This window comes from Marinicella sediminis (assembly GCF_002000055.1).
Lineage (GTDB): Bacteria > Pseudomonadota > Gammaproteobacteria > Xanthomonadales > Marinicellaceae > Marinicella > Marinicella sediminis.
The window spans coordinates 76,078-98,652 of record NZ_MVBD01000001.1; the positions used below are offsets into that span (position 1 = coordinate 76,078).

24 protein-coding genes are annotated in these 22,575 nt (G+C 49.3%); 18 read left to right on the plus strand and 6 right to left on the minus strand.

Annotation, left to right across the window (positions count from 1 at the left end):
• Positions 1-11: 11 nt before the first annotated feature.
• The 5 genes from B0475_RS00395 to B0475_RS00415 all read left to right on the plus strand — a co-directional run bounded on the left by B0475_RS00395 (position 12) and on the right by B0475_RS00415 (position 4,758).
• Entirely contained in the window at positions 12-1,721 is a 1,710-nt protein-coding gene (locus B0475_RS00395; RefSeq protein WP_077409440.1) for a bifunctional sulfate adenylyltransferase/adenylylsulfate kinase, read from the plus strand.
• Positions 1,721-2,623: a 5'-3' exonuclease gene (locus B0475_RS00400; protein WP_077409441.1), complete on the plus strand. Its 903-nt coding sequence runs from the start codon at positions 1,721-1,723 to the stop codon at positions 2,621-2,623. The genes B0475_RS00395 and B0475_RS00400 overlap by 1 nt, the downstream gene beginning before the upstream one ends.
• Complete coding sequence (locus tag B0475_RS00405) at positions 2,620-3,843, plus strand: sigma-54-dependent transcriptional regulator (protein WP_077409442.1); 1,224 nt, start codon at positions 2,620-2,622, stop codon at positions 3,841-3,843. The genes B0475_RS00400 and B0475_RS00405 overlap by 4 nt, the downstream gene beginning before the upstream one ends.
• 8 nt (positions 3,844-3,851) lie before the next feature.
• A complete protein-coding gene (locus B0475_RS00410) occupies positions 3,852-4,130 on the plus strand; it encodes a hypothetical protein (protein ID WP_109862314.1) in 279 nt (92 codons plus the stop codon).
• A gap of 88 nt (positions 4,131-4,218) precedes the next feature.
• Entirely contained in the window at positions 4,219-4,758 is a 540-nt protein-coding gene (locus tag B0475_RS00415) for a cytochrome b (RefSeq protein WP_077409444.1), read from the plus strand.
• Positions 4,759-4,864: 106 nt separating this feature from the next.
• Here B0475_RS00415 and B0475_RS00420 read toward each other — a convergent pair whose 3' ends face one another.
• Positions 4,865-5,410, minus strand: coding sequence for an HNH endonuclease (locus B0475_RS00420; protein WP_077409445.1), 546 nt, complete (start codon positions 5,408-5,410; stop codon positions 4,865-4,867).
• A gap of 188 nt (positions 5,411-5,598) precedes the next feature.
• Between B0475_RS00420 and B0475_RS17560 the strand changes: the two genes are divergently transcribed.
• Positions 5,599-5,739, plus strand: coding sequence for a hypothetical protein (locus tag B0475_RS17560; protein WP_157892549.1), 141 nt, complete (start codon positions 5,599-5,601; stop codon positions 5,737-5,739).
• A gap of 168 nt (positions 5,740-5,907) precedes the next feature.
• On the opposite strand, the gene B0475_RS17750 is transcribed toward B0475_RS17560, so the two are convergent.
• Positions 5,908-7,353 carry a NupC/NupG family nucleoside CNT transporter gene (locus B0475_RS17750; protein ID WP_198538048.1) on the minus strand — a complete coding sequence of 482 codons (1,446 nt, stop codon included), beginning with the start codon at positions 7,351-7,353 and terminating at the stop codon, positions 5,908-5,910.
• A gap of 267 nt (positions 7,354-7,620) precedes the next feature.
• Between B0475_RS17750 and B0475_RS00435 the strand changes: the two genes are divergently transcribed.
• From B0475_RS00435 to B0475_RS00445, 3 genes are all read left to right on the plus strand, one after another.
• Positions 7,621-8,451 (plus strand): LytTR family DNA-binding domain-containing protein, encoded by an 831-nt coding sequence (locus B0475_RS00435; RefSeq protein ID WP_157892551.1) that lies wholly within the window; start codon positions 7,621-7,623, stop codon positions 8,449-8,451.
• A 79-nt stretch (positions 8,452-8,530) separates the two neighbouring features.
• On the plus strand, positions 8,531-9,376 hold the full coding sequence (locus B0475_RS00440) for a hypothetical protein (protein WP_157892553.1): 846 nt from the start codon (positions 8,531-8,533) through the stop codon (positions 9,374-9,376).
• Positions 9,373-10,371, plus strand: a complete 999-nt coding sequence (locus B0475_RS00445) for a pepsin/retropepsin-like aspartic protease family protein (RefSeq protein WP_077409448.1) — start codon at positions 9,373-9,375, stop codon at positions 10,369-10,371. The genes B0475_RS00440 and B0475_RS00445 overlap by 4 nt, the downstream gene beginning before the upstream one ends.
• A 579-nt stretch (positions 10,372-10,950) precedes the next feature.
• Here B0475_RS00445 and hutI read toward each other — a convergent pair.
• Positions 10,951-12,153 carry an imidazolonepropionase gene (hutI, locus tag B0475_RS00450; protein WP_077409449.1) on the minus strand — a complete coding sequence of 401 codons (1,203 nt, stop codon included), beginning with the start codon at positions 12,151-12,153 and terminating at the stop codon, positions 10,951-10,953.
• Positions 12,154-12,217: 64 nt separating this feature from the next.
• On the opposite strand from hutI, the gene hutF reads away from it, so the two are divergent.
• The 7 genes from hutF (at position 12,218) to B0475_RS00485 (ending at position 19,723) form a co-directional block, all read left to right on the plus strand.
• Complete coding sequence (gene hutF, locus B0475_RS00455) at positions 12,218-13,465, plus strand: formimidoylglutamate deiminase (RefSeq protein WP_077409450.1); 1,248 nt, start codon at positions 12,218-12,220, stop codon at positions 13,463-13,465.
• A 52-nt stretch (positions 13,466-13,517) separates the two neighbouring features.
• Positions 13,518-14,066 carry a shikimate kinase gene (locus B0475_RS00460; RefSeq protein WP_198538049.1) on the plus strand — a complete coding sequence of 183 codons (549 nt, stop codon included), beginning with the start codon at positions 13,518-13,520 and terminating at the stop codon, positions 14,064-14,066.
• Positions 14,067-14,068: 2 nt separating this feature from the next.
• Entirely contained in the window at positions 14,069-15,154 is a 1,086-nt protein-coding gene (aroB, locus tag B0475_RS00465) for a 3-dehydroquinate synthase (RefSeq protein ID WP_077409452.1), read from the plus strand.
• A complete protein-coding gene (locus B0475_RS00470) occupies positions 15,151-15,939 on the plus strand; it encodes an SPOR domain-containing protein (RefSeq protein WP_077409453.1) in 789 nt (262 codons plus the stop codon). Before aroB ends, B0475_RS00470 begins: the two co-directional genes overlap by 4 nt.
• A gap of 76 nt (positions 15,940-16,015) precedes the next feature.
• Positions 16,016-16,537: a TlpA family protein disulfide reductase gene (locus B0475_RS00475; protein ID WP_157892555.1), complete on the plus strand. Its 522-nt coding sequence runs from the start codon at positions 16,016-16,018 to the stop codon at positions 16,535-16,537.
• Between the two features lie 50 nt (positions 16,538-16,587).
• The gene (locus tag B0475_RS00480; RefSeq protein WP_077409455.1) at positions 16,588-17,127 is read left to right on the plus strand and encodes a hydrolase; all 540 of its coding nucleotides are present in this window, start codon (positions 16,588-16,590) and stop codon (positions 17,125-17,127) included.
• A gap of 112 nt (positions 17,128-17,239) precedes the next feature.
• On the plus strand, positions 17,240-19,723 hold the full coding sequence (locus B0475_RS00485) for a B12-binding domain-containing radical SAM protein (RefSeq protein ID WP_198538050.1): 2,484 nt from the start codon (positions 17,240-17,242) through the stop codon (positions 19,721-19,723).
• A 64-nt stretch (positions 19,724-19,787) separates the two neighbouring features.
• Here B0475_RS00485 and B0475_RS17565 read toward each other — a convergent pair whose 3' ends face one another.
• Positions 19,788-19,967, minus strand: a complete 180-nt coding sequence (locus B0475_RS17565; protein ID WP_157892556.1) for a hypothetical protein — start codon at positions 19,965-19,967, stop codon at positions 19,788-19,790.
• Positions 19,968-20,080: 113 nt separating this feature from the next.
• Here B0475_RS17565 and B0475_RS00490 point away from each other — a divergent pair, with 113 nt between their 5' ends.
• A complete protein-coding gene (locus B0475_RS00490; protein WP_157892558.1) occupies positions 20,081-20,305 on the plus strand; it encodes a hypothetical protein in 225 nt (74 codons plus the stop codon).
• 85 nt (positions 20,306-20,390) lie between these two features.
• Here the strand turns inward: B0475_RS00490 and B0475_RS00495 are convergent, their stop codons facing one another.
• Complete coding sequence (locus B0475_RS00495; protein ID WP_077409458.1) at positions 20,391-20,963, minus strand: energy transducer TonB; 573 nt, start codon at positions 20,961-20,963, stop codon at positions 20,391-20,393.
• Positions 20,964-21,175: 212 nt separating this feature from the next.
• The gene (locus B0475_RS00500; protein ID WP_077409459.1) at positions 21,176-21,811 is read right to left on the minus strand and encodes an energy transducer TonB; all 636 of its coding nucleotides are present in this window, start codon (positions 21,809-21,811) and stop codon (positions 21,176-21,178) included.
• Between the two features lie 195 nt (positions 21,812-22,006).
• Between B0475_RS00500 and B0475_RS00505 the strand changes: the two genes are divergently transcribed.
• Positions 22,007-22,543 (plus strand): pseudouridine synthase, encoded by a 537-nt coding sequence (locus B0475_RS00505; RefSeq protein ID WP_077409847.1) that lies wholly within the window; start codon positions 22,007-22,009, stop codon positions 22,541-22,543.
• The last annotated feature ends 32 nt before the right edge of the window (positions 22,544-22,575 follow it).

The following is a 22,575-nucleotide window of genomic DNA, read 5'->3' on the forward strand; positions in this document are numbered from 1 at the left end:
AAGAGATTACTATGAAAATCATCGATGCCCATGGCGGCGAATTGATCAATTTGATACCTGAACAGGACGTCAAAGAACAGCGTCAGCAACTGGCCAACGAATCACCGGACTGGGACCTTTCTGCACGGCAGATTTGTGACATTGAGCTGTTGCTTAATGGGGCCTTCTCTCCGCTTCAAGGCTTCATGAATCAGGCTGATTACCAGTCGGTGCTCACAAACATGCGACTGGCAGATGGCACATTGTGGCCCATGCCAATCACCCTGGATGTCGACCAGCAAACCATGGAAAAAGCGCGCGAAGCCGGTCAATTGGCACTGCGTGATCTGGAAGGCGTGGTGCTGGCTGTGCTGCAGGTGGAAGATGCCTGGCCGATTGATAAAGCAGCCGAAGCCCAGGCGGTTTATGGCACCACTGATGAAAAACATCCTGCGGTCAATTACCTGATGAATCAGGCTGGCGATTATTACCTGGGAGGTACTTTGCTGGGTTTACAGTTGCCAACCCATTATGACTATAAACAACACCGCCATACACCGCAGGAAATCCGCACCAAGTTTAAAAAACTGGGATGGTCCAGGGTGGTGGCTTTTCAAACCCGAAATCCCATGCATCGGGCTCACCAGGAACTGACCTTCCGGGCTGCACAACGGGTCGAGGCCAACCTGTTGATTCACCCCGTTGTCGGACTGACCAAGCCAGGTGACATTGATCACTTCACCCGGGTAAGGTGTTATGAAAATGTCATGGATCGTTATCCGGAGCGAACCACGACATTGTCCTTGCTGCCCCTGGCGATGCGCATGGGAGGCCCTCGTGAGGCCCTTTGGCATGCCATCATCAGAAAAAACTATGGTTGTACCCACATCATTGTTGGCCGCGATCATGCTGGTCCGGGTGATGATTCAAATGGACAGCCGTTTTATGACCCTTATGCGGCGCAAGATCTGTTAAAAGAACATGAAACCGAACTGGGCATTGCCATGGTTGAATTTGAGATGATGGTTTACTCCCAGGATAAAGCCCAGTATATTCCGATTTCTCAGGTTGGTGAAAAAGAAAACATCCTCAATATTTCCGGTACCGAATTGCGCCGCCGGTTACAACTGGGCCTGGAAATTCCTGAGTGGTTTTCCTACCCTGAAGTGGTGGCTGAACTGCGCAAAAGCTACCCGCCCAGAAACAAGCAGGGCTTCACGGTGTTTTTCACCGGCTTATCCGGTTCTGGCAAATCCACCATTGCCAACGCCCTGCGGGTTAAATTAATGGAAATGATCAATCGACCAGTGACCTTGCTGGATGGTGATGTGGTGCGTAAACATTTGTCCAGTGAATTGGGCTTTTCCAGAGAACATCGCAACATCAATGTACAACGCATTGGTTATGTGGCCAGTGAAATCACCAAAAATGGTGGTGTGGCGATTTGTGCACCGATTGCGCCTTATGCCCGCATGAGGGAAGAAGTGCGTAACATGATAGAACCACTGGGTGGGTTTTTGGAAATCCATGTGTCCACCCCGCTGGAAGAATGCGAAAGGCGTGATCGCAAAGGATTGTATGCCCTGGCTCGTCAGGGAGTGATCAAGGAATTCACCGGCATCAGTGATCCTTATGAAGTACCGGAAAATCCGGAAATGGACATCAACACCCTGGACTTTTTGCCTGATCAGGCCACTCAGCGCATTGTACTCAAACTGGAAGCCATGGGACTGATTACCTGATGTCTGGTCAAAATCAACAAAAACCGACGGCATTTCTCATTGATTCGTCGGTTTTTGTGTTCCGCAGTTATTATTCCATGTCCACCGATCTGGTGGACCGCAATGGTCAGACCAATCATGCCGTTTACGGCTTTGCCCGCTTTCTGACCCGCTTCATTCGTCAAACCCAGCCGCGACTGATTGCCACCGCTTTTGACGAAGCATTGACCACCTCATTTCGGAATGAAATCTATCCGCCCTATAAAGCCAACCGGGATCCGGCACCGGAAGACCTCAAGCGACAATTCAAGGATTGTCAGCAATTGGCCCGCTTGCTGGGAATTTCGGTGTTCGCTGACAACAGTTATGAAGCCGACGACCTGATTGGCACCTTGCACCAGACCTATGCCCAACGCGGCCATGCCGTTTGTGTGGTCAGTGCCGATAAAGACCTGGCTCAGCTGATCAGACCCAGCGATTGGTGGTGGGATTATGGCAAGGGTAAACCGATGGGTTTCGAAGCGCTCACTGAAAAGTTTGGGGTGCGCCCTGATCAAGTGTGTGACTTCCTCGCTTTGGCCGGTGACCAGGTGGATAACATCCCCGGTGTCAAAGGGGTGGGTGCCAAAACGGCCCAGGCTTTGTTGAATCATTTCAATGACCTGGACAGTTTGTTGGCGCGGATGAATGAAATTGAATTCCTCAGTTTTCGTGGTGCCAAGTCTTGCCAGAAGAAAATCAAGGCCCACCAGGATGACGCGAGGTTATCGAAATTATTGTCACAAATTGTACTTGATGCGCCATTGGAAAATGATGATATAATGAAATCAAAAGCCAATCCTGAGGCACTGATAGAATTCATTGAAGCCATGAATTTCGGGCCCATGTTGAGAAGAGAGTTAATAGAAGCCGCATCCCTATGACAACAGAACAGAAAAAAATATTGGTGGTCGATGACGAACCCGATATTTTGCAACTCCTGGAAATTTCCCTGTCCCGCATGGGATTCAATGTTTACAAAGCAGAAAACATAGGCTCGGCCAAATACCAACTGTCTAAAACCACCTTTCATTTGTGCTTATCTGATTTCAAACTTCCCGACGGGCATGGCAGCGAGCTGGTCGAGCACATCAACCAAAACTACCCCAATACCCCGGTGGCAGTGATCACGGCATTTGGCACGATCAATCATGCGGTTGAAACCCTGAAAAAAGGAGCCTATGACTTCATCACCAAACCCATCAGTCTCGATACCCTCAGGCAGCTGGTCATTACTGGATTACAAAAGCACGAACAAGGTGGGGAAACCGAAGCCGAAGTCAGGACCATTGACATCAATACGGCCTATTTTGCAGGCATCAACGACCAAATACTCAAATACGCAGATAATCAACTGCCAGTGATCATTTTTGGGCCCAGGGGAACCTGGAAACAACGCATTGCCAAGTTGATTCATGAAAACAGCTCACTCAGAAATCAGTCCTACACGGAGATCGATTGCAGTGATGAGAATATTGACCTCACGCCAGTTGACGCCGGGACTCTGGTTTATCAAAACATTGAATCATTGTCACCCGAACGACAGAGCCAGTTGGTTAAATTCATCAAAGCTTTGGGTGATGAAAACCGCATCCTGGTGACCTCTAACTGGAGTGAAGATGAGTTCATGCATTCATTGGGAATTAAGAAAACCCTCATCCGGGTATTGTGTGTCGGCACCATCACCACCCGGTCGATGATTGACATGCTGGATGATTTACCGGAAATCAGTAAAACCCGTCTGGAACAGTTGGCAGAAAGTTGGAACAAATTGCCCTGCAAAATTCACCCAAGTGCCTTGAGCAAACTGAAAAGTCACGCCTTTGCCGGCAACCTCAAGGAGCTCGATCTGATCCTCTCCAAAGCTGCGGTCAATTGTCAGAATCAACTGATTCGCGAGGAAGATGTGCAGTTAGAAAACACCGGCTTCCAGCCACAGCTGAACAAAGAAATGAACCTGGAAAAATACATTGAGGAGATTGAAATCCGGGAAATCACCAACGCCCTGGCAAAAACCAACAACAACAAGACCAAAGCCGCCGATCTGCTGGGCATCAGTTTCCGTGCCTTGCGCTATAAGATCAAAAAACTGGGTATTGACTGACCAGGACGATGGGTGAAAAAAGTTCCTGCCAATTGTGCGGCAGTGATCAACAGATCACCTTTCACCACCTGATTCCAAGAACCTGTCACCGCAACAAGTGGTTTCGCAAGAATTTCAGTCGCGAAGAGATGCGCACCCGGGGCATCGATGTGTGTCGACCGTGTCACTCCTTCATCCACAAACAGTACAATGAAAAACACCTGGGTCGGGAACTGAACACCCTGGATCGGCTGCTGGCTGAACCAGTGATCAGTACCTATGTGGCCTGGGCCCGGCAACGGCTGTAAGTGCTTACCCAAACTTTGACCCATATCAAGGTTGCATGTAGCCCGGGATGATATATTAGTGTTTTCTTATGTTTCACGGAAGTCTGTTATGAACACCACAGAAGCTGATCGTTACAACCGCACCCTGATGGCCATGCACTGGCTGATGCTGTTGCTGCTGGCCGCCGTTTATTTGTGCATTGAGTTGCGCGAATTGTACCCCAAAGGATCTGACCCCAGAAATGCCCTTAAAGCCTGGCATTTTATGCTGGGTTTATGCGTCTGGTTGTTGGTAATAATCAGACTGGTTATTCGTTGGCGTTCGGTAATTCCACCGGTCAAACCGTCACCACCTGTCTGGCAATCCATGGTCAGCAAGCTGGTGCATATGATGCTTTATTTGTTTATGCTGGGGATGCCCATTGTGGGTCTGTTGGTTGTCAATTATGAAGGTCATGCGGTGTCATTTTTTGGTTTGGAGCTACCGGTGTTGGTGGCTGAAAACAGCCACATGGCAGAAACCCTGGAAGACTGGCATGAAACCGCAGGTGAAGCGGCTTATTGGTTGATTGGTCTGCATGCGGCGGCTGCCCTGATGCATCATTATGTATTCAAAGACAACACCCTCAAACGCATGATGCCCTGGTGATGACTCACCTGGTTGGTATTGGATGGTTTGGTTTTTTGTTCAGGGGGCAGTGTTCTGATGCTGCCTGAGTAGGGGCAACAGTAATGGGTGCAGCCTCAGTGCGTGCTTAGTTATACAATCTTCTGAACGGTGATTTTTTGGGGAAGTGGTTCATCAAAAAATCCATCTGATCGGCAATGATGTTTTTGTTCTGTAAGAAAATGTATTCAGCGTAATTGGGGGCAAATGGGATGGCCATCAATCGCATGTTGGCCTGTAATGGTGTGCGATCGGCTTTGTGGTTGTTACAGCGTTTGCAGGAAGTCACCACATTGGTCCACACATCTTTCCCGCCCTGGGAAACTGGAGTCACATGGTCACGTGACAATTCCACTTTGGTAAACGCGCCGCCACAATACATGCATAGGTTTTGATCACGTTTGAACAGGGTTTGATTGTTCAAAGGCGGTACATATTGAGCCAGTTGTTTATGGATGTGGTTGTTGTAACCTTTGGTGCCAATGATGGCAGGGATGTCGAAATAACTTTGTTCGCCGGATTGGGCGTTGATTCCGCCGTGCAGACGGGTGATGGTGGCGCCGAATTGGTATTGCACCATATCCAGGGCCATGAGTTTTGCTACTTGTTCACAATTCAGCCATTCGAGTGGCATACCTGATGCATCAGTTCTGAGGGTTTGATGCGCCCCAAGGTTGTGATCGTTAATTAACTTTCTCCTCAAGTGGTTTATATAATTACAAACCACGGCGAATCAAATTGCAACCCTTTATCGGTGTTGTCATTAAAAAAACATACTGGGTTCACAGATTTTTAATGTATTGAATCAATGTTTCCGGAGTCTTGTATAACAAACCATACACTGCGGCGACTGAAGTCAGTGCTCCAGTGCAGCTATCTTGGAGCGTGGACTTCAGTCCACGACATGGCCAGGCGGAAGCCGCAGCCATCAAAGACTGGCAAGAAGCCAGGGTTATGAATTGAACCGTCTGGTGTATAAGGAATGAATCAATGATGGAAATAGAATTGCCTTCATATTTAAATGACTGTGGCGCCAAAGCTCCCCGGTTCGGTCCCGGGGATGACGGTGAGTTTTCGTCATTGCCACGCCACTGAAGTGGCTCGCAATGACTTTGGTTTGATCTGGAGTCTCTACCCCACCAACATACCGGCCATGGTCGCTGAGAACAAGGAGGCCAGGGTGCCACCGAGCAAAGCCTTCATGCCAAATTCCGACAGGGTTCTGCGCTGGCCCGGGGCCAATGAACCGATGCCACCAACCTGGATGCCTATGGAGGCAAAGTTGGCAAACCCACACAGCATGTAGGTGGCCATCAGGATGGATTTGTCGTACATCAGGTGAACTTGATTGGCGGTGTCTTTCAGTCCGGCCAAATTTTCATAACCGACGAATTCACTGGCAATGATTTTAACCCCCAGTAACTGACCCAGTTTGGTGATGTCTTCAGTGGCGACACCGATCAGCCACATCAGGGGAGCAAAAAGGTGACCCAACAAAAATTCCAGTGAAAGTGTGCTGTACTGAGTGTTTGCTGCGATCAGTTGATTGTAGTTGTCGCTGACATCGGCAAAATTGTAATAGTTGGTACCAATACTCATCACAATCATATAAAGGGTAAATGTCAGCGTGGTCCCGAGGGTAATGGCCTTCCATCGGGCCAGGTCAGGGCTTAACTTTTGCCAAATAATTGTTAACAGAACAGAACCCGCGATCAAAGCCAGCAAAGCGGTTGTGTTTAAAATAGAACCAAGAAAATTGAATACAAAATTAACCAGGGCAATGAAGGAGAAAAACACCAGTAACATGGCACCAACATTCATGGCCAGTTTGAGGCCTTCGGATGTTCCATTGGTCAGGGCGTCTAAAAAGTTTGAACCCACTGCTTCATTCGAAACTTCGATATTTGATTCAATTTTTTCAGTTTGTGGATAAAGGATTTTAGCCACCACAATGGCACCTGGTGCCGCCATGACAGACGCGGCCAACAAGTGTTTGGCATAGAACAATTGTAAGGCTTTGTCTTCACCACCCAGAAAACCTACATAGGCCGCCAATACGCCACCGGCCACCGTGGCCATTCCGCCAATCATAACCAGTAAAATTTCAGATTTGTTCATTGATTCAAGGTATTTCTTGATCATCAACGGCGCTTCGGTCTGGCCCAGGAAAATGTTACCGGCCACAGACAAACTTTCAGCACCGGAAATTTTCAGGGCTTTGGTCAGTAACCAGGCCAGACCCTTAACGATTTTTTGAATAATGCCCAGATAAAACAACACCGAAGTCAGTGCTGAAAAGAAGATGATGGTCGGCAGGATCATCACCGCAAAATTGATCAATGGAGATTCAATCTCTCCGGTTCCGAATGAACTGAATAAAAAGCCTGTTCCGGCTTTGGTGAAGTCCATGATATTGATGAATATGGAGCCCACCCATTTAAAGCCATTTTGGACAGAGTCAATGTAGATGACTCCGATGGCCAATAAAAGCTGAATGGAAAGCCCAATGCCCACAACTTTCCAGTTGATTCCCTTGCGGTTGCTACTGAACGCGTAGGCGATAATGATTAAGGTCAATAACCCCAATGCTCCTCTGCTTAGTGATTCAAGTGAAAACCCCGCTGAAGGAATGATGTCCATGTGCTTCTACCCGCTTATTATTATCAAACCAAACGATTATAAACGAATGACCTCTGGACTTCATTGACTTTATTGAGGCCCGGTTGTCTTACTGTGGTACGTGTGTCCGGGATGCCGGTCGTGACCGATGGCTGATTGCAATTGAAGATCGCTCAACAGATAATGGTATTTCATTCATCACAGGTTATCGGATCATTTAATTTCATGGCCATACTGGGGGCACTCACAAAAAAAAACCGCAAGCTCATCCTGCGCTGGATGGTGGTTTCGGCAGGTGTTTACCTGGCTTTGGTGCTGAATTTTCTGGAGCCTTTTGGTATCCAGCTGATTCGGTTTATTCCGGTGTACCATGTTATTCTGAGCAGTTATGGGCTGGTCGCCTCACTGGTGGTGGGTTTGTGGGTGTACTGGATATTTCCCCGTTTCGGGCTACCCCGCTGGGATCAGACCGGTGGGCAGCTGACTGCCTGGATGACAATACTGGTGATTTTGATGAGCATCAGTTGCTGGGCTTACAGCTGGGTATTGCATTGGACCATCAGTGGCTGGCATAACATGTATGTGCCGGTGCGGGGTTTTTGGGAGCTGACGCCACAATTTTTGGCGATGCTCAGTATTTGGGGCCTGGTGTGGTTGGCCAATCTGCTGATCATGCGACATTTTCAGGATGATCGGCCGGCCTCAGAACTGTTGTTACTTGAGGCAGACAATCAATCCGATCATGTGCAAGTCAATCCACATCAGTTACTGTGTTTCAAAACCTGTGATAATTACCTGGAAATGTACTACCTGGATGAAGCCAACCAGGTGCAGCACCGGTTGATCCGTTCAAGCATGAAAAAAATGGCGGAACAACTGGCTGAGCAGAATTTTGTGCGTCCCCATCAATCTTATCTGGTCAATTGGCAGCACGTCCGCGGCCTGAAAAAAGCCCCACCTCATCTGTCGCTGGAAATGTCATATCTGGACTTTGATGTGGCGGTTTCCAGGAAACAAGCCAGGCACATCAAAACCAGGCTGACAGAATCTCCCTAAAATCTGACCGAATCTCCCCAGGCCCTTGTGTGTGGTGCTTTGCCGGGCACAATAAAGTTTTTACAACAAGAAAACATCCATGAATACAATGAATCGTAATGCCCTTTGGATCTGTTTCAGCTGGCTGCTGATCAGTCCTTTTCAATTGCTCGCCGGCCCCGAATATGCCAATCAGAAGACTCAGCAGCTTATCGAAGCCATGGTGACAGCCCATGGTGGCATTGAGCGTTGGCGCGAAGCCCCTGCCATCAGTTACCAAACGGTGATGCACAACAATTACCACGGCAAAAATGAACTGGCCTGGTGGGTGGCCAGAGAAACCATTGATCAGCAAACCAGACAAGTCCATCAGGATTGGTTTCTGGATGATGCGCACATCGCATATGACGGCAACCAGGTGTGGGCCAACAATTGGCAAAAAGCCAACCCACCCACCGCCATGTTGTATTTCTTTTATTACTTTGTGAACCTGCCCTGGCTGACCCAGGATGATGGTGTGCGGTTGTCAGCAGTCAGTGAATTTGTCTGGCCTGGTCATGGCGGTAAAAGCTATCATGAAATCAAAATGACCTTTAAAGACAATCCAGTGGTTGGTAAAAGTCAATTGGATTATTTTGTGTTGTACATTGATCCTGAAACCCATCTGTTGGCCGGTTACCAGTACGCGGTGGGCAACCGGGCTTTTCTGGATGCCCTGGGACAACCCAAAGAACGTCAGTTGTTTGGCCCGATGTGGCGTCTGATCACCAAAAACCAGACGGTCGATGGGCTGGTGTTTCCGGCGGCTTTTCGCACCATGCCCGAAGCCAATGAACGCATCGTTGGTAACCACCTGATCCTCAATGTTGACGTCACTACCCCTTTGAATTCACAGCAACTGGTACCGCCTGCCGGTGCCGTGATACAACCGGAGGCACATCGATGAACAGCTTGAAAAAAATCACAACTAATTTGACATTCGCCCTGATTGTGCTGACCTCTGCCACTCAGCAGGCAGTTGCCAGTTCTCACCATGATGCCTTGCACGCCATGGGTTATCAAACACTGGCGGTGAAAAAACTGCCCACCGGCCATGATTATCTGCCGGTTTCCTTTAACAACCACGATGGCCATTTTATCCTCGACACCGGTGCCACAAGCGTATTGAATGACCGCCTGGCAGAGCGTTTTGGCTGGGTGGCTGGCAGCAGTCACCGTTTCATTGATGCAGCGGGTATTGGTGGGCCGATCCGCATAGCCTATCACCGTCCGGATCAGGTATCGATTGCCGGATTACCGGTGGCTTTACCCGAAGTCGGCGTGACCGATTTGAATGCCGTCAGTCAGGGCTTATTTCAAGCCACCGGCGTTTTGATTGAGGGTTTGGTTGGCCAGGACCTGCTGCTCTCACAATCGGCCTTGCTGGACGTGGGGCAGTCACAACTGTACCTGTCTGGCAGCCAGGCACCGACCACACATCAGGTGCCGGGTGATGAAGTTGCACAGCTGTTGGCCGATCATGGCTTTCAACGGCTGCCGATGAAACGGCTGGTTTTTCGGGACTCACCACTGGTGTTCAATGCGGTGGAAGTGGTCATCAATGATCAGCCTGGCGTGCTGATCATGGACTCCGGTGCTGGCCGCAGTATGTTGCACCGGGAACACCTGGCGCATTTCAACCTGCCAGGTGAGGATGAACAAAACGGCTTCACCTCAGGGGCCGGTGGTCAACTGGCGATCAGTCTACGTGACCTTGATAACATCACCACCCATGGATTGAGCCTGCAGCTGCCAGCCATCAATGTCGGGGATTTGTCGGTGCTGATGGCCTACATCAAAAGTCAGACCGGGATCCAGGTCCATGGAGTGCTGGGTCAGGATGTGCTGCAGGCCCATCAGGCCATCATCCACGGCGTCGCTGATCAGTGGTTTGTGCGCTAGCTTTTGTCAGTGCCCTGCGTGTCAAAGGAATGATCCTGGATCTTTGGCTTTGATCCGGTCTCGGCTTTAACTCCTGTATCCCTAAGTCGGCATTCAATTTTGTTCCTGACAAAATTGAATGCGGCCACGGCGATCATGTCCTTCAATCAAGCGCGAATCCGCACAAGCTTTCTTTTGCACTGCAAAAACCAGCATGTGCTCCATGACTGTTCCGTCCCTCTGATAACACTGAGTATAACCAACCGGGTCGGCTGGTCGAGCTGATCATCAACTCTCCGTTGAGACAAAAAATTGTAAAGTGGATTGATGCTCAATCGCAGGCAGTGCATTGCCCCCCACCCGGAGCGTAGACTTCAATCCACGACGTGGATAGCTTGTCGGCTGCAGTCATCATCAGTTAAGGGCTTGGTGAGTGGATGAGCTGCTGAACCGAAAGTTTATTTTTCTGATGCAGATAAAAACAAGCCTTACGCTGACTGAAGTCGGCACTCCATTGACGGTTATACAGCCTGTGAGGTGAGTTGATTTACCAGCATACGCTCTGATACCTGGTCTGAATATGCCAGCTTTGCACTCAAATCAATTGAACACTGCTTTGACCTGATTGCCACCCTGCCAATACACCAGATCAGCCACTTCATCGGTGTCCCACAGCACCAGGCCGGGTTGTTTGCCGGGTTCGATGGAGCCTTGCTGATCATCGATGCCCAGGGCTTTGGCGGCGTTGATGGTGACGCCCAGGATGGCTTCTTCGACCGTCAGGCCAAACTGGGTGCAGGCCATGTGCAGACATTGCAACAGATTGGTGGTGGGGGCTGTGCCTGGGTTACAGTCGGTGGCTATGGCCATATCCACACCATATTGGCGAAAGGCATCAACCGGCGGCTTTTGGGTTTCCTGCAGGGCGTAGTAGGCATAAGGTAACAGCGTGGCCACGGTGTCACTGTCGGCCATTTTTTTGATGCTGTTCAGCGAGGTGTATTCGACATGATCAGCGGACAATCCGCCGTATTCAGCCACCAGCCCGGCACCGCCCAGGTCGCTGAGCTGGTCGGCATGTAATTTAACCGGTAACCCCCAACGGGCCGCGGCATCAAAAACCTGGCGGGTTTCATCAGGGGTGAAGCCAATTCCTTCGCAGAACGCATCCACTGCATCTGCCAGCTTTTCTTTGCTGACTTTGGGGATGATGTCCTGACAGATGTGGGTCACATAACCGGCCCGGTCATCTTTGAATTCAGGCGGCAGCGCATGGGCGGCCAGCAAGGTGGTTTTCACTTGTACACCGGTTTGTTCACCAGCCAGTCTGGCGGCTTTCAACATCTTCAATTCACTGTCTAAATCCAGGCCGTAGCCAGATTTGATTTCCACCGTCACCACCCCTTGTGATTTCAGGTGTTGTAAACGCTTGGAAGTGGACTCAGTCAGTTGTTCTACAGTGGCTAGCCTGGTGGCAGTGACAGTGGACAGAATACCACCGCCTGCTCGGGCGATTGCTTCATAATCTGCGCCAGCCAGTCGCATGGCAAACTCATTGGCCCTGGAGCCGGCGAATACCAGGTGGGTGTGACAGTCGATCAGCCCGGGTGTGAGCACTTTGCCATGGGCATCAATGCTTTCAATGGCTTTGAAATTGGGTGTGTTGCTTTCACTGCCCACCCAGATGATGCGTCCCTGTTCAACGGCCACAGCACCGAGAGCCAGGCGGCCCAGCGGCATGCCATTGTCGGCACAGGTAATCACCTGGGCATTGTGAATCAGTAAATCGCAGCGGTTTTTCATTGTGTTCACCAGCCAATTGGCCTACAGTTTGAATCACTTAGCATTATCTGAAAATAGCGTAACAATGAACAGTTATTTTTTCCAATCTGCCTTGTTGCCTGATGGCTGGCATGACCGGGTTCGGGTGTTGGTCGAGCAAGGTCAGTTTACCGCCATTGCCACAGGAGTGGAGCCTCTGGCAGGTGAACAACAATTGGGTGTGGTGATTCCACAAATGCCCAATGCCCATTCTCATGTCTTTCAACGGGCCATGGCCGGCCACAGTGAATACCGGTCCCAACAAGCCGATGATTTTTGGTCCTGGCGTGATCTGATGTACCGGTTGGCCAATGAAATGGATGATGATCAATTGTATCAGGTGGCGTTGAGTTGTTACCGAGAAATGAAACAAGCCGGATATCTGGCAGTGTGTGAATTTCATTACCTGCATCGGGCCAAAGACAGGCCTGATGATTACCTGACTCATGGCCAGATCCTGCTTAATGCGGCCGCTGATGCAGGCTTGAACATCACTTTATTACCCGTGCTGTATGCCTTTGCCGGTGTGGGTGATCAGCCTTTGGGTGAAGCCCAGAAGCGCTTTGAATTGAGTGTGGAAGAATACCTGGATTATTTCACTCAAATCAGTCCTCAGCTGAGACCTGGTCAACAACTGGGGATCTGTTTTCATTCTCTCAGGGCGGTGAACCAACAGCAGATGCAGGCAGTGCTCGATGGTTTGCCGGATGATCTGCCGGTACACATCCACATCGCGGAACAAACCGCTGAGGTGGAAGCCATCAGGCAACATTTCGGTATGCGGCCGGTGGCCTGGTTGCATGCGCATTTTGCCGTTAATGAACGCTGGAACCTGGTTCATGCCACCCACCTTGATGAAAGTGAAGTGCGGTTACTGGCCCGTTCCGGAGCGGTGGCGGTGTTGTGTCCACTGACCGAAGCCAACCTCGGTGATGGCATCTTTCCGATGCCTGAATACATGGCTCATCAAGGGCGCTGGTCGGTGGGGTCTGACAGCCACATTGAGATTAACCCCGGCCATGAATTAAAAATGCTGGAATATTCACAACGCTTACAACAACACAAGCGCAATGTGTGTTGTACTGCGACGCAGCCCCATGTGGGCAGTTGGTTGTGGTTGCAGGCGGTGGCTGGTGGAGCCCGTTCTCATCATCAGCCAGTGGCTGGTCTGGTCGTGGGTCATAAAGCCTCAGTGATTGAGTTGCTGCCTTCCGCGCAACTGTCCCCAGCCACTTGTCTGGATGCCTGGCTATTTGCCGATCAGGTGACTTCTCGGGTGATCGATTTCAACTAGCCGTATGCTTTTTGCTGAAGGTGATCATGCACTCCATGATAGAATGCCGGATATGACCAACAACTCACAAAACATCATCCTGGTTGGCCCAATGGGTGCCGGTAAAACCACGGTTGGAAAACAAATCGCCAATCAGCTGAAGAAGCGCTTTGTGGATGTTGATCATGAACTGGAAAAACGCACCGGTGTGTCGATCAATTTGATTTTTGAGATCGAAAAGGAAGCCGGGTTCCGGGCCAGAGAGACCGCCATGCTGGCTGAATTGTTGAGTTGTGAGAATACGGTGATTGCCACCGGTGGAGGCATCATCACCAATGAGCAAAACCGGGAATTATTAAAGCAAACCGAGGGACTGGTGATCTATTTGAAAACCGAAGTCAAACATCAATTAAAACGATTGCGACGGGATAAGCAACGACCCTTGTTACAGGGTGAAGGCCGGCGTGAGCGTCTGCTGAACCTTGCCAGGGCCAGGAATCCTTTGTATGAACAGGTGTCTGATGTGGCTTTTCCCAGCGGACGGACCAGCTCCTATGGCATGGCCCGCAAGATTGTGGCCTACCTCAAAGATCCCGAAAAGCTGAAAAAAAACCTCAAATAACCATGCGAACCGAACTCAATATTGAATTGCCAGGTGGCACTTATCCAATCATCATCGATGCCAGCCAGTTTGCCATCAGTGCATTGAAAAACCGCCTCAGCGGCAAGAAAATAATGATTGTCACCAATGATGTGGTGGCACCACTTTATTTGCAGGAAGTCACAGACCTGTTTGCCGGACATCAGGTCCACCATTGTGTGGTGGGCGACGGTGAAAACCACAAATCTGTGGACAGTTGGCTGCAGATCCTGGATGAACTGGCCCGATGTCAGTTTAACCGCAGCGATGTCCTGGTGTCGTTGGGAGGGGGCATCGTATGTGACATGACTGGTTTTGCTGCCGCCAGTTGGATGCGGGGTATGGATTTCATTCAGATTCCCACCACTTTACTTGCGCAGATCGATGCATCTGTGGGTGGTAAAACCGGGGTTAACCACCCGGCAGGAAAAAACCTCATTGGTGCTTTTCACCAGCCAATGGCGGTATTGATCAATGCCAGAACGCTGAAATCCCTGCCGGCCAGGGAGTTCAACGCGGGAATTGGTGAAGCCATCAAGTATGCCGGAATTAACCAACCTGAATTTTACAACTGGCTGAACATTCATCAGCAAGCCATTCGTGATCAGGATGAAGAGATTCTGTTGGAATTGATTGCCCGTTGTTGTCGTTTTAAGGCAGCAGTGGTGGAATCCGATGAGAAAGAACAAGGCATCAGGGCTTTACTCAATCTGGGACACACCTTCGGTCATGCCATTGAAACGGTCACTGATTATGCTTATCTGCATGGAGAAGCTGTGGCTGTGGGGATGGTGATGGCTGCTGAACTATCGGCGCAGCTGGGTCACTGTGGATCAGACATACGAAAAATGCTGGAAAACTTGTTGCAAGCCTTTGATTTGCCAATTATGCTTGATGCCAATGTACCCGCAGAAGACCTGTTGCAGCTTATGAAAGCAGACAAAAAAGTCATCAATGACCGACACCGACTGATTCTGATGAAAGGCCTGGGAGCGGCTTTCATTGCTGAGGGAATTGCCAATGAAGACATCCTGACCACCATCGAATCCTGCCAGGAAGGGCAATCATGATCATCCGTGTGACAACTTGGTTGTCCGGCCTTTGGTTGCCGTTCACCTTGCTGGCTCAGGAACAGCCAGCAGACCCGGACATTGAAAATAACATTGTGTGTTATGCTGCCAAAAGTAAATGGGTATGTGCCCCAGCTGACGATCAGGCCCAGGCGAGGGAAAAAGCCAGGAAACTGGCTGTGGGGGAATCGCTGGATGATCCGGATGAAATCGATCCGGATGTTGCCATTCAAACCATTGATTACAATGATACCCGCCCACAAAACCAACAGCCTGCTGCCGGTACCCAGGTCTATTCGGTCAATGATTTCGTACCCCGCGCCGATGCCCTGCAGGCGTTATCGGATGAGGAGACCACAGCCGCTGATTCCGTGACCAGCGAAGCCGCCGAAGTGACAGATAAGCAGGCCGAATCCAGACTTGAAACCAGTCAATCTGTGGTGGAACAAAACCCTGTGCGCGACGTCATCAGCCAACCGCTAACAAGCAGTGGCCCCAGTCGCTTTGCTGAATGGCAACAGCGTTACCCAAGGCAATGGAGTTTTCAGGTCATTGGAACATCCAATCGCCATAAGCTGGGTGAATTCATCAGTCGTCACCAATTGGGTTCGCTGCCTTACAGTGTTGTGAAGACCCAGGTCAATGGTGCTGATTGGTGGGTGGTCTTGGTGGGTTTATTCGACAGCCGTGACAGCGCGCTGGCGCAACGCCATCAGCTGCCAGCGGTGTTGGCGCCACAAGCCTGGGTCAGACAAATTGCCAGTATTGACGGCGAGTCTGAGTAAAAACTGACACAACTTCCTGTCAGCTATTCTCTCGTTTCAGGTCTTTATTGGTGAGTCAATCACAGGAAGCCAATACGTGCGAGTCATCTTTTTTATTTCATGTCTGCTGCTGTCACAGGCCCAGGCTGCGGAGACACATCAGTGGACGTTGACCGATCAACAGGGTCAATTCCATCATTTCCCACAAGATGCCATTGAACAGCAACAAGTGACTGTGGTGTTGTTTTGGGCCACCTGGTGCCCGTACTGTCAGCAATTAATGCCCCATTTACAAAGCCTGATCCATCAATATGAACAACCATTGGGCTTGCAGATTTACGCCCTGAACATCCATGAGGATGGTGATCCAGAAGCTTATTTGAAGCAAAATGGTCTACAGTTCACTTTGTTCCCGCAAGCAGAATCAGTGGCCGCCCAACTGACTGTTCATGGCACCCCGGTGGTTCTGATCTATGACCAGCAGGGACAACTGGTATTTGATCTTCGCGATCTGGACAGCCGTTCTGTGGCTAAAAAGAACGCCTCGCATGGCGCCAGATCAGTGCGGCTTGCTCCCTGGTGGGCAGCAGAGATCAGAAAGGTGTTGAATCAACTTTGATGTTGTGTGATGCTGTGTTTCGATCCTTCATTTAAAATTCAGGAGTCGATATGTTCCAAGCCGATCAGGCAGCAGTCGTTGTCATTGATGTTCAGGGCCGCCTTGCTCAGTTGATGCACCGCAAGAAGCAATTGTTCAGACACTTGCAAATCATGTTGCAGGCGGCGGACGTACTCCAATTGCCGGTATTCTGGCTGGAACAGTACCCCAAAGGACTGGGCCCTACAGTGTCTGAAATCAGTGATTTGATGGCTGACAACAAACCGCTGGAAAAACTGAGTTTTTCAGGTTGTGGTGAACCTCAGTTGCTGTCTGACCTTCGGGCTTCCGGTTGTCAGCAATTGATTGTGACTGGCATTGAAGCTCATGTCTGTGTGTATCAGACTGTACTCGATTTACTGGCAGAAAACTATCAGGTGGCAGTCAATCAGGATGCCGTTTCTTCGCGGAAGAAATCCAATAAAAAACTTGGTTTACAACGCATGCAACTGGCCGGAGCCTTGTTGACTTCCACGGAGATGGTGTTGTTTGAAATGATGCGTACCGCCAGCCATCCGCACTTCAGGCAGATTTCAGCCTTACTTAAATAACAGCCCATCACCGCCATGGCGGTGGTTTTACTGAATCAGGCGGTTAAATCCGCTATAATAATGCGTCTTTGATTGACCCATATTCTCAACCATGATATTTAATCAGGACTTCATGATACTGAGCCGTAAGGATCAGCTGTTGGTTTCACAGATTTCCGGTGGTGTACAGCCATTGTTGATTCATGAACCTGATGTGTTGTTGTTGTCATATTTCTTTCAGGAGCAGGACCCACAGCAGGCCGCTGATGCCTTTTTTAATCACCCATGGGTCAGGCGCTGGATACCCCAGTTACAACTCAATGGTGTGCAACAACGGCTGCAACAATTCCAGCAAGCAGGACTGTTTCAACCCAGTCATTATGGAAACCGGTCAGTCAATCCGGTCCCGCTGACCCTGAGCGATGATACTCAGTGCTCATTGCCTGCAGAACTGGCAATGAGCACACATGCCGCCCTGTCGATCCATGATCAAGGTTTTTTTGCCTGTGCAGGATTGGATCCCACCCCGTACCTGTTGCCCACTTCATGGGCCATACTGATGTTGGCTTTCGGCGATGGTAAGCCAGTGGATGCAGTGCTTGATGAGCGAGCCTTTATCCTGGAAGAGCCCGCAGAACAGGTGTTAAAAACGCTGTATCAAAAAGGCTTTCTGATTCGCCGGAAAAAGGCCGGCCAGGCGGTTGAGCAACTTGCTCAATTCGCTGAAGTCAAGCCCCAGGGACCGGTTGAAAGCTGGCAGGACTTGCAACCAGACGGACGTATACCGGTGTATTTTGTGCCGCACATGGAAAATCATTTCCCCCTGGCATTGGGAATCATTTACAGCGCTTTACAAAATCATCAGGAAGGGGTTTTGCTGGATCGGTTTCAACTCATCCCCATCACTTTTCTGAACCCCAATGATCTGCTCAATGGGCCTTACCGCAAATTCGGAACCGGGGTGTGGCTGTTTTCCAATTACATGTGGTCGATGGACGTTAATCTGCAGGTCAGCCAGGCCATCAAAAATCATGATCAGCGCAACTTGACCATTCATGGTGGACCGAGCACACCCGAGTACAAACAGGCCAGTGCTGATTTTATGGCTGCTAACCGGTCTGTAGACGTCTCTGTTCACGGTGAAGGTGAAGTGGCGATCACAGAAATTTTTGCTCATATCATCAAAAGTGCAGAAGGTGAAGTCACCTATGATCAGCCACTTTTGAGTGAAATCACGGGCATCACCTTCAGAGATAAACTGAACCAGGGTCTGATACGCACTGCCGGGCGTAAAAGAATGGCTGCACCGGATGAGGTGCCATCACCTTATCTGGCTGGCTTATTTGATGGTTATCAGGGCCGGGTTGAGGCCGCCATCATCGAATCAAACAGGGGCTGTCCTTTTGGTTGCACCTTCTGTGATTGGGGCTCAGCTACCAATCAAAAAGTCAGGAAATTTGATCTTGACCGGGTCAAAGATGAAATCGAATGGATTGGCAGAAACAAAGTACGGGTGATCTGGATTGCGGATGCTAATTTTGGTTTATATGACCGGGATATAGAGTTGTCACAATTCATCGTGGATACCAAGCAAAAATACGGATTCCCCCAAGAGGTGGTGGTTAATTACACCAAAAACTCAACCTGGCGATTGGTTGAAATCATCAAAATTTTCACCGCAGGGGGAATCATCAGTCAGGGCATTATTTCCATCCAGACCACCGATGAAAAAACCCTTGAGGTGATCAACCGCAAGAACATCAAAACTGAGAAATACGATGAGCTGACCAAGGTGTTCTATGATTTGAAGTTGCCACTGTCCACCGATCTGATGATTGGTTTACCAGGCATCACGGTGGAAGCTTTCAACAATGACCTGCAACGATATATTGATATGGATGTGTCGGTCAAAGCCTATCCTACCCAATTGCTGCCCAACAGCCCGATGGCAGATCCTGACTACATTGAAAAATACCAGATCAAAACCGATGAACAGGACTTTGTGATCTCATCCTATAGTTTTACCGAAGAAGACCTGCAGTGGATGAAAGGCATGTATCAGGTATATACCATGGCTGATGGGTATTCACTGTTGCGTTATGTGATTCGTTATCTGCAATGGGAACACAACATCAGAGCGATTGATTTTTTACAGGATCTGGTACGCCATGTGCGGCAGCACCCCAGTCAATTCCCGCAAATCACCTGGGCGATGCGTTATTTTAATCAGGAAAAAAGCATGCCAGGTGGCTGGACAATGTTTTATCAGCAGGTGGCCGACTACATCCGTATGGCTTGTGGTATTCATGCTGATTCAGGTCTGAACACCATCCTCAGGGTCAATCAGCTGTGCATGCCGGATGACACCGTCAGTTATCCTTTGCAAGTTCAGTTGGAGCATGATTTCACTGCTTATTTCACCGCCCGAACCAGTCAGGCGGCACACAAAGACAAACCGCTGACAGACTATCCACCAGCCAAGTTTCATGTCTCAGATCCGAATTCGATGGTCAGCATTGACCTGGATTATCTGCAATATGATTCCCATCAATACTTCTGGGAACTTCATTCGGAGGTGGCCAGACCAAAATCAGTCTCGGAGTTTGCTGACGGTTGATCGTCAGGTTTTCAGTCAATTCAATACCAAGTGCCTGAGTAAGGTGCTGATGAAATGATCAACTTCAATCACCAGTCGGGGGTAAATGAACGTTTTGTGGCTGCCTGGTGGTCAGTTCATCAGTTGAGTTTGCGCCGCCATATGCTGCGTCCAGTCTGGCCATACGCTGTATCACCAGACACATTCGCAAAATAATCAGCAGGGCAAAACAACCTGTATGCAGCATACGGACAAAGCAGCTCATGTGACACCTCAGTATTGATCACTGACTTCTGGCACTGCAAATTCAGGGCTGTATTTGCTATGGTGATTATGAAGGGTTGAATGGTTCAACCCATGGTCATACTGGTGGTAAACATGATTGAAGCATTCATCGGCATCCTGATGTTCCTGGTGGTACTCAAACTGCTGTTCTGGGTGTTTGTGTTGTTGTTCAGCCCGGTGATCATTGTTGGTGGTATTTTGTTGTCCATCGGTTTGTTGATCTTTACCGTGATTGGCGGGGCTTTTTTGTTGTTGTTTAAAATCCTGCTGTTGCCTTTGCTGTTGTTGCTGTTGTTGCCCTTTTGTTGGGTGTCATGAAGCGATTAAAATGAAACATCCATGTTTCTTGAGCTGTCCCTGGTCACCTTCCGTGATGGTGATACTTCCTGAATTAATCAGCTGATCATCGCTCAGCCACGTACTCACCGTTTACATTGATGTAATTGATTAATTTAAACTCAATGGTTTGACTGAGTTGGTAGGGTACCTGTTGGCCGGCCACTGTCATTGGTTTAAATTGCCATTTGTTGATGCTGTCAATGGCGGCTTTGCTGAAAGCCCGGGAGACCGGTTTGGCATCTGTCACCTCAGCTGAAATAACCTGGCCGTGTTCATCCACATTCACCAATAACTCAACCCAGCCTTCGCGACCTTCAAGGTGCTCCTTTCTGGGGTATAACGGTTTGATGGCAAGCAGTACTCTGCCCCCGTTGTCCGAATGGTCAACGCTCAGGTCAATGGTGGGCGCTTCCACTTCATTCAGTGATTGGGTCAAGAGTGCCGTTGTATCTACACCAGGCAATTCAACAAAGTTATCATCCGTACCTTCTTCTTCTGCTGTTTGTGGCTGGTAAAGGTAGGCGATTGGATTGTTGTGTTGCTGTTTGGTCGATTGATCTGCTTTGCCAAAGGCAGCGGTGCTGATCAGGCCCAGGCTGGTGATGCCGTAAATGAAGTGGCTTATCTGTTTGTTCATTGTTGTCTCCTCAAAATGTAGCTGTTGGTAAAAAGTATGACTTTTGGCCTATGCGAAAGGTTCCCAGTCTATGCAGTTGTGATGCTTGTCAAAATCAAGATAAAAGTCATAGGTTACTGATTTTAAGTGTTTAATTGATTTTCAGAAATTGATAACGGGCTGCCTGACTCAGTGGATGACGTCCATGTCGTATTCATTCCTGAGGTAATGGATCACTGATCGAGCTTGAATTCAATGGTTTGCGTGACCTGGAAAGGCATGGCCTGACCATCCTGAACTTTTTGATAAAAAGTCCATTTTTTAATCGCTTTCAGGGCCGCTGCATTGAAAACCCTGGCAGGTTCAGCATCTAGTACAGTGGCACTGCTTACTTTGCCGAATTCATTGACCTGAATCAGTAACTTTACCCAGCCTTCGGTTTTGCTGAGCAGGGGTTTTTGAGGGTACATCGGTGCAATGGCGGTTTTGATGGTTCCGGAACGATCGCCACCCTGTCCACCGGGTTCGCCCATCGAAGGCACTCCCAGCTCAGCCACCAGATTGGGTCTGGCATTGATGGCGGGGTTATCTGGCAATCCCAGATCGGCGAATTCATCACTGGCCATGGTTGGCATTTGAGGAACCGTTGGTGCCTGACTGACTTCCTGTGGTTCGGGTTTATCAGGTCTGATGTTTTCTTCTTGTTTGATGGGCTCAAAGGCTTTGACAAATGAAAAACGAATGTCTGTGGCATCGCCACCAAACATCGGCTTTTCGCCATCCAATAATTTCAGCATGCCGACAAATAATCCAGCAGTGATACCCATTCCTACCAGTCCTGACAGTGAAAATCTCATTATTTTTTGCATTTACGTTCTCCTTTATTGATCCCTTGGAGTAACCACTTCACTCCTTCATGGGTATAAAGTGTGACTTTTGGCCTATATGAAAGGTTCAATTAAATTAACGAATAATTTCGTAGAATAGTGCTTGGCCGCCGTCGATGCGTTGTTTCATGGGGGGTGTGAGGTTTGTTACAATGGGTCTTTTGGATAAGCTGTGGTGTGAATAAACTCATTGTTTTCAATAAGCCCTTTCAGGTGTTGTCGCAATTCACAGATCCTGAAGGGCGTCAGCATCTGGGTCATTTCATCGACCAACCCGGGTATTACGCAGCCGGTCGACTGGATTATGATTCAGAAGGCCTGATGCTGTTAACCAATGACGGTAAAGTACAACAACAGATCAGTGGTTCAACCTTTGAAAAAACCTACCTGGTGCAAGTGGAGGGCCGTCCTCAGGCAGCTCAGCTAAAGCGCTTACGGCAAGGTGTAAAGGTGCGGGATTACCAGGCCAAAGCTCTGGGTGTCGAAGTATTGGCCAAAAAGCCTGGTTGGGTTTGGAAACGCAACCCTCCGGTCAGACAACGGGTTAGCATTCCAACCAGTTGGTTGACGGTTACCATCAATCAAGGGAAAAACCGGCAGGTCAGGCGCATGTGTGCGGCTGTTGGCCTTCCTGTTTTGAGATTGATCAGAATCAGGATTGGCCCACATCAGCTGGCACAACTGTCTCCCGGAAGATGGTTTTTTTCTGATTGATAAAATTATTCGTAACATTTTCCACATACAGT